Below are 7433 nucleotides of genomic sequence, written 5' to 3'. Positions count from 1 at the left end.
GATCCGGGGGCACTCGAACGTGCGCAGCGGGCACTGGGTCCGCGACCAGTGCCCACCGCGACATCCCGCTCGTGCTCCCAGATGCAGGCCATTACCCGGCCGATCTCTTTCGTATCTGGGTTCAACGAGCACCTTACCCTCAGTGTCTCTACATCCTGCCGAACGAGTTCATCCTCGAGACAAGAGATGTCGTTGGAGTCCTCGGCCAAGGTGACCGAACCCATCTCCGGAGTCACTATCACAATCGGGTCGGGCCCGAACTCCCACGGTCGAGCAGCATCTCCGGGAATGAATGATACTACCCGCTCTCCCAGGAGTTCCGGTGTCCAGCTCCAGACGGGGTGAGCGCACGCATGGGGCACCAGCCCCCGCTTCCACCTGTGGATTCTCTCGACGGACTGCAGAATCCGGTCAATACCGATCCTGCCTGACCGGACGGCATCCCGTACCCTGTCGAAGGCCGCCTCCTGAAGCTCCAGAGTGTGACTCACCAGGACGATGTCGCAGCCGGCTTCGATCGCCATAACCGCAGTGTCAGGCACCGTGCCGACCGCCCGCAGCCCATTCATCTCTAGGCAATCGGTGAGTACTACTCCGTCGAAACCCATGTCCCCTCTGAGCAAGTCCGTCACCAAGGGCCTGGATAGAGAGGCAGGATGGTCAGAGTCAAAAGCAGTGAACTTGACGTGAGCCGCCATTACCGCGGAATACGGCAACCCGATTACCTGTCGGAACGGCACGAGATCTTCTCTCTCCAGTTCACTTCTGTTCGCTGTGCATACCGGAAGCGAGATATGGGAGTCCTCTGAAACGCTACCGTGGCCCGGGAAGTGTTTGGCGGTGAAAAGAACCCCGGCTTCTGAGAGGCCTCGGGCGTATGACAGGCCGAACTCGGCGACCCGGTCAGGTTGGTCCCCAAAAGACCTGGTGCCGACGGCAGGGTTCGCCGGGTTCCGTGCCAGATCGAGAACGGGGGCAAAACTCAGGTTGATGCCGAGTGAAGACAGGTCGCACCCGGACACATACCCTGCGTACCTGGCTGCCCCGGGGTCTCTTGTGGCCGCAAGCCCCATGTTGCCCGGGAGTGATGTCACCACTTTGCGAAGCGGCGACAGACTGCCCCCTTCCTGATCCACACCGATCAAAGGTCTTCCACAGTTGGGGTTATGCGCAGAAACCAGCCCACAAAGACTGGAGGTGAGCGTTCTGAGCTGTTCGGCGTCACGGACATTCCGACCGAACAGAATGAATCCCCCCGACGGGCACCGGAAATAGTGCTCCTCGAACGCGGGATGCAGTTCGTACCCGGCCATGCCCGTGATGAATACCTGACCTATAAGAGACTCGAACTCTGGTACCATTCGCTTGCTCCTTATTCTCTTATTGAAAAGAAGTTCGCATGTTCGAAGCCCTCATCACATGCGCGAGGATTCCCCCTGCTAACACCCTCACAAGACTCTGCGGTTCACGGCTGGAACACACTCAGGTGTGTCCACTAGATCGGCGGAGTGAACCACCTGTTGATCACTGTGCTCACGGCTCCAAGAATGTCGGAGTCCTCGCCCAAGGCTGACCCTCTCACTCGAAGTGTCTTCGAAAGCCCGCTCCTTTCGATGATCCGGTTGGACCTGGCCTCTAGACGTCCGCAGAAGACGTCACCCAGTTCTCCCCACAAACCCCCTATGACCACGAGGTCGAGATCGAGCATGTTAGCAGCGAAGGACACCACTGTGGTCAAGGCCTCGGCAGCTTCGTCCACCATGGCACTTGCCACAACGTCCGATAAGAGCGCACGCTGGAAGAAGTCCGCGGCATGCCGCAGGTGGATTCCGGTTTCACACTCATAGCGCCTCAGAATCCCTTGGACATAGAGATAAGTCTCGAGGCATCCCCGCTGGCCGCATACACACTCTCGCCCATCTTTGACCACCGGCGTGTGGCCGATCTCCCCCACCATCCCCCGCGGACCTGTCAGGATGTTCCTCTCGCACACGACACCGGCCCCGACGCCTGTGTCGGTTTTCAGGTACATGAAATTCGGCACGTCCTTGGCACACCCGAACCAGAACTCTCCAAGAGCCGCTGCGTTGGCGTCGTTCTCAACCGCGACGGGGAACCCCAGAGCGTGTTCCAAGGCCTCCGAGATGGCGACGTTGTGCCATCCGAGATTGACTGAGCGAAGCAGTACACCCGTCTCCGCGTCCACGATGCCGGATATGGCGAGGCCGATTCCGAGGATGTGCTCCCGCTCGACTCCGTTAGAAGCAAAGAGAAGTTCGAACTCCTTGGCAAGCTCCACAACAAGATCCCGGGGTTCGAGAGAGTATGATTGAAAAGATCTTCGGCTGAGAATCTTCCCCTTGAGGTCGCACACTCCGAGAGCGATTCGGTCGCGGACCAGTTGGATTCCGACAACGTAGAGCTTGTCGTAGTTCAGCCGAAAGATGATCGGCTTTCGCCCGCCGGTGGACTCTGCTACCTGATGCTCAGCAACCACCCCTTGCCTCACCAGCTCCGAGATGATTCTGGTGACAGTCGCAGGGCTCATTTGTGTAATCTCCGCGATTCTCGCCTTTGAACACGCGCCTTCTCGATAAAGAGTCTGCAGTACCGAGACCACGTTGAACGATCTGATAAGACGGGTACTGGAGAGTGATCGCCTTAACCTCATCATCGGGTGTGCCCTTTCAGCTTTTGTGCAGTATGCAAATATCTCACCACGATTATAGCCCCCACGTGTACGGGTGTCAATACCTTCCTGTGCGCCCTGTGGCATTCAGTTCGGAGAATGGCTTCCTATGAGAATCACCAGGGACTCAAGAGAAATACGGTCGTAGCTCCAAACCAGATGACAGAGGACTAGTGAGTGCACACTCGTAGGCACGTTCAGGGCTCTGTGGACCCCCCTCCCGCGATCTCCGCAAGGCCTTTGCGGTAAGGCGGGTGGACTATGCCGCGCTCGGTCACGATGGCCGTGACCATGTGACCCGGAGTGACGTCGAATGCGGGGTTGTAAACGGCCACGCCGTCCGGGGCGGTCTGCCTTCCAAACCCGTGGGTGACCTCTCGCGGATCCCTCTGTTCGATCGGGATGTCGTCCCCTGTCCGCGTGGCAAGGTCGAGAGTGGATGTTGGGCAGGCGGCGTAGAACGGAATCCCATGCATGCGCGCAAGGCATGCAAGCCCGTAGGTACCGATCTTGTTGCACACGTCTCCGTTGGCAGCAACCCGGTCCGCGCCGACCATTACCAAGTCGACCTGGTGGCTTCCCATCAGGGATGCCGCCATGTTGTCACAGATCACAGTCGCCTGGATGCCCGCCTGTGCGAGCTCGAAGGCAGTCAGGCGCGAGCCCTGCAGGAGTGGGCGGGTCTCATCCACCCATACTTCAAACCGTCTCCCCTGCTCGTGAGCGACGAACATGGTTGCGAGTGCTGTGCCCAGCCCTGCGGTGGCCAACCCTCCCGCGTTGCAGTGAGTAAGCACCTTCGCGCCTTCAAGGATCAATGTGGCCCCATGCACGCCGATGGCGCGGCAGACGCGGTGATCTTCCTCGATCATGGCGAGCGCCTCTCGGAGGATAGCCTCCGCGAACCCGGTACTTCCGTCCTGGCGCATGCCCTCCTGCGCGCCTCCTGCCAGGTAGTCCCGCGTCCCAGTCGCCTCCCGCGCCGCAACCTCCGCCGTCCTTCGGACCCTCGCGAGTGCCCACGACAGGTTCACGGCGGTCGGACGGGCGCCTCCCATCCGCTGGCATGCCTCCCGCACCTTGTGGAGGAAACCATCCGAATCTCTGAACTCCTCGTCTTTCACGGCAAGGTACACTCCGAACGCCGCGGCGATTCCGATTGCCGGCGCCCCGCGGACCCGGAGCGCCTTCACGGCCTCGATCATCTGATCCAAGGTGCGCACCTCCATGTACTTCACCTCGACCGGCAGAAGCGTCTGGTCGATGAGCCGGACCGCTCCAGCCTGTCCGTCCCAGGCTATTGGCACTAGGCTCGGGCGGGGCTCGCTTCCCGCCAGCATCGTCTCGTTCATTGCGCTGCCCCCTAAAGGGTTTACAGGCACCCAAGTATGCAGTGATCTTCTCGGGCAGGCACCGGATTCCTTCACCCATAAGCAGGCGCGGCCCGCGTTCCGTCGAATACCGGCAACGTACCTACTCCAAGTATTCCAGGAGGCGGGCGGACACATGAAAGGCTTCAGCTTTCCCGAGGGCTTCCTCTGGGGCGCCGCGACCGCGGGTCACCAGATCGAAGGGAACAACACCGCGAGCGACTGGTGGGCATGGGAGCCTGGCAAGATCCAAGACGGGTCCACATCCGGCCTTGCGTGCGATTCGTGGAACCGGTGGGAAGAGGATTTCGACTTGATGCGCTCCATGGGGCTGAACGCCTACAGAATGGGCATCGAGTGGTCCCGCGTCGAGCCCAGGCCCGGCGAATGGGACGACGCCGCCTTCGATCGGTACGAACAGATGATGAAAGGCCTCGAGAGCCGGGGGATCGCGGTGTGTCTCACCCTGTACCACTGGGTGCTGCCGAAATGGGTCGCTGACATGGGCGGGTGGGAAAACCCCGCGACTGTAGACAGATTCGCTGCGTTCTGCGGCCAAGTGGTCGCGCGCCTAGGGCAGTACCCGGCCCTCTGGTGCACTCTGAATGAGCCCATGGTCTATGTGCTCTTCTCTTACATCACAGGCCACTTCCCTCCCGAGAAAAGATCCTTGCGCGCGGCCAGGATCGTCCTCCGCCATCTCCTGCTCGGACACGTAGAGGCCTTCAACATCATCCGCAGCGAATCCCCGCCTGGTCAAGACGCGATGATCGGGGTCGCCCACAACATGGCCTACTTCAAGCCTGCCCGGCGAAACCTGCTCGACCTGCTCGTCGCCGGCTTCCAGCGAAGAGCCCTCAACGCTACAATCATCGAAGCCCTAGCAACCGGGGTCGCCCCTGGACCAGTAGGCAACGGCGTCGCGGTCCCGGGGCTTGCCCGCGCCTTCACATACATGGGAGTCAACTACTACTTCAGCAGGACTGTGGCATTCCGTCTCAACGGGCTAGCCAACGGGTTCAGCGCCGAAGTCATCCCGGCTGACGCTGTCCGAACAGATTTCGGGTGGCCCATCTGCCCCGAAGGATTCTTTCACGTCCTCTCAGACGTCAAAAGCCTGGGCGTCCCCGTTTACATCCTGGAGAATGGGATATCCGACCGCGCAGACGCCCTGCGCCCCAAGTACATAGTTGACCACCTCCGGGAGGTGCGAAGGGCGATCGACTCCGGGGTGGACGTCCGAGGCTACTTCCATTGGACTCTCGCGGACAACTTCGAGTGGCGCGCCGGTTACTCCCAGAAGTTCGGCCTATACGCCATCGACCGGGCAGACCCGGCGCTCGCCAGAATCCCGCGGCAGAGCGCCGAGATCTATGGGAAGATCGCCAGGGCGAATGGAGTGACCGATGAGATCGCAAGTTATGTGCAGGGGTACGCTGGATGCAATGACGAGGATGAGACATGATGAGAGAGTGTGATGACCGTCATAAGGATCGGACTCTGATCCTAGCCATCATCGGAGTCCTGCTGCTCCTAGTTGGCGCTGCCGCGGCTCTCCTTGGGCCAGCCGAAATCTACTGCTTCTATCTTTTCTCTGAGGGCGGACGCTTCCATTACGAAGGATTCGGGTTTGGTTCGCTCATGTTCGGCAGCATCGCTTGGCAGGTCATTTGATGGCTGTATTCGTCTTCATGTCGTCCGTCAAGGAGCTCTCTTCCACCGCTGCCTTGCTCGTGGTTGTCGCGTTGGGAGTGTCTTATCTGCTGGCGCGGGGATTGTTGATTCCGTTTTACAGGAGCCAGAACGTTAGGCGGATATTTGAGGCCAAGGACGCGAACTCGTATTGGATCGAAAGCTTGCCTATACCAGTGCTGGTTCTGGCTGTCTTGTTCGCATTCTACGCGATCGCGATGCACGTTCCCCTGTTCTTCAATGGCGTCTTCCCGCTGTTCGGCATCTGGCTGTCTGATATCCAAGGCGTCGTTGCGCTGGACATCTCAATAGCAGGTCTGGCATTCTTGACCTTGGGCCTATTGAGGCGGCGGGCGTGGGCCTGGTGGGGGTCTGTGGGTTACTTCGGTCTGCTGACGTTTTCTTCAGTCGCGACGCTGGTGCAGTCAAGCCTTTCGGAGATTCTGTCGGTACTGAGACTCCTGCCGACAGAGGCGGGGATCCTGGAGGGAGTGCCACTACAAGGAGCTCGCCTTGCAGCGCTCATTGGCATCCCCCTCATCGTCACCCTGGGCGTGATCGTCGTGTCGAGACGATACTTTGACCGGCAAGTGTGATCCGCGTTCCACGTGCAACATCAGGCACCCCCTAATCCGACGCGAAAGCGAGTTGGTTAGTATGGAAGTGTTGTCGTTTTTCGCTCCCATAGCCTTCGTCTTTGCCATAGCTGCACTCTCGCAGGCGGCCGCATTGAGGAAGGATGTCCAGCGGCTGTCCGAGGAAGTAGAGAGACTCAAGCGTGCTCCGAACTCCGAGAATGCTACCGAAGGCTAGCCAAGGGTACAAGCCTGTATGCCCACGTTCCGCATGTAACATCCGGTGGGCGGGAGTTCCGGGGATGACAGCCAAAGGTCTATCTGTGCGCCTTGGGTGATCTATAGCCCGGAGGCGCACGCTTGCTGGCCGCCCAGCAGCTTGTCGGAATTCCAACGGGTTTTGGACGGGACTTGTCGGCCAGACGACAAGTGCACCTCAGAACTTGTCGCCACTCCGACAAGCGGTGGTTGGCCGCGCCCGGCAAAACTCCGACCGGTCCTTTGGCTCGCGGACGCTTCTCCGGTTGGCGGACCTGCGGACTTTAGCGCTGACGTCTACACCGAGCCTTCGCCAAATAAGGTAAACGGCGTCCCCTTAAATGCGAGACTGGAAGCATCTACATGCGGAACGCGGGTGTATGGATCGACGCAGACGAAGTCGAGATGGCGTCTCCATTGAGACTCGTCGTGGACTGCCTCGACTCGCCGCCAACCCCAAATCCGTGGGCTGCGCGCAAACTAGCCCTCATATATGACTGCTGTTTTTGACATAACGGTCATTGTTGGGGCATCGGGAGCTCAACTGGCGTGGGGCGGGCACCCGCGGCAGAGCGTGAGGACATATGCCCTGCTACCAGCTTTGGGCTGCTTGGCCGGAAGAGCCTCCCCGCGTCCATCTCGTGGGACGCCGACCCTCCCAAGTGGATAGCCCACATTCTTGACCGATCCTTTGGATCTAGACCACGAATTTGTGGGCTCCCGCCGACATAGGCCCCAAATTTTGGGGAACAGGCCAAGACCGAACGCGCGCGTTCATATCACTGCGCCCCCCGAACCCCCCGCCAGGCCCTAATCGTGATGCCTCGCATTGGATATGTTAGTCGCAGA

7 protein-coding genes are annotated in these 7433 nt (G+C 59.9%); 4 read left to right on the top strand and 3 right to left on the bottom strand.

Annotated elements, in window-relative coordinates:
* The 3 genes from nagZ to mtnA form a co-directional block, all read right to left on the bottom strand.
* Positions 1 to 1361: beta-N-acetylhexosaminidase (nagZ, locus tag NUW23_14355; protein MCR4427342.1), on the bottom strand; the 1361-nt coding region annotated here is incomplete at its 3' end.
* Between the two features lie 134 nt (positions 1362 to 1495).
* Positions 1496 to 2671, bottom strand: a complete 1176-nt coding sequence (locus NUW23_14350) for an ROK family transcriptional regulator (GenBank protein MCR4427341.1) — start codon at positions 2669 to 2671, stop codon at positions 1496 to 1498.
* 215 nt (positions 2672 to 2886) lie between these two features.
* Positions 2887 to 4041 carry an S-methyl-5-thioribose-1-phosphate isomerase gene (mtnA, locus tag NUW23_14345; GenBank protein ID MCR4427340.1) on the bottom strand — a complete coding sequence of 385 codons (1155 nt, stop codon included), beginning with the start codon at positions 4039 to 4041 and terminating at the stop codon, positions 2887 to 2889.
* A 154-nt stretch (positions 4042 to 4195) separates the two neighbouring features.
* On the opposite strand from mtnA, the gene NUW23_14340 reads away from it, so the two are divergent.
* The 4 genes from NUW23_14340 (at position 4196) to NUW23_14325 (ending at position 6564) form a co-directional block, all read left to right on the top strand.
* On the top strand, positions 4196 to 5524 hold the full coding sequence (locus NUW23_14340) for a glycoside hydrolase family 1 protein (protein MCR4427339.1): 1329 nt from the start codon (positions 4196 to 4198) through the stop codon (positions 5522 to 5524).
* Positions 5521 to 5733, top strand: a complete 213-nt coding sequence (locus NUW23_14335; GenBank protein MCR4427338.1) for a hypothetical protein — start codon at positions 5521 to 5523, stop codon at positions 5731 to 5733. The genes NUW23_14340 and NUW23_14335 overlap by 4 nt, the downstream gene beginning before the upstream one ends.
* Positions 5733 to 6347, top strand: a complete 615-nt coding sequence (locus NUW23_14330) for a hypothetical protein (protein ID MCR4427337.1) — start codon at positions 5733 to 5735, stop codon at positions 6345 to 6347. Before NUW23_14335 ends, NUW23_14330 begins: the two co-directional genes overlap by 1 nt.
* 61 nt (positions 6348 to 6408) lie before the next feature.
* A complete protein-coding gene (locus NUW23_14325) occupies positions 6409 to 6564 on the top strand; it encodes a hypothetical protein (protein ID MCR4427336.1) in 156 nt (51 codons plus the stop codon).
* Positions 6565 to 7433 lie beyond the last annotated feature (869 nt).

This window comes from Bacillota bacterium, from assembly GCA_024655925.1.
Classification (GTDB): domain Bacteria; phylum Bacillota; class DTU025; order DTU025; family JANLFS01; genus JANLFS01.
The sequence above is the reverse complement of the archived record's forward strand: the minus strand, read 5'-3'. Positions and strand labels throughout refer to the sequence as shown.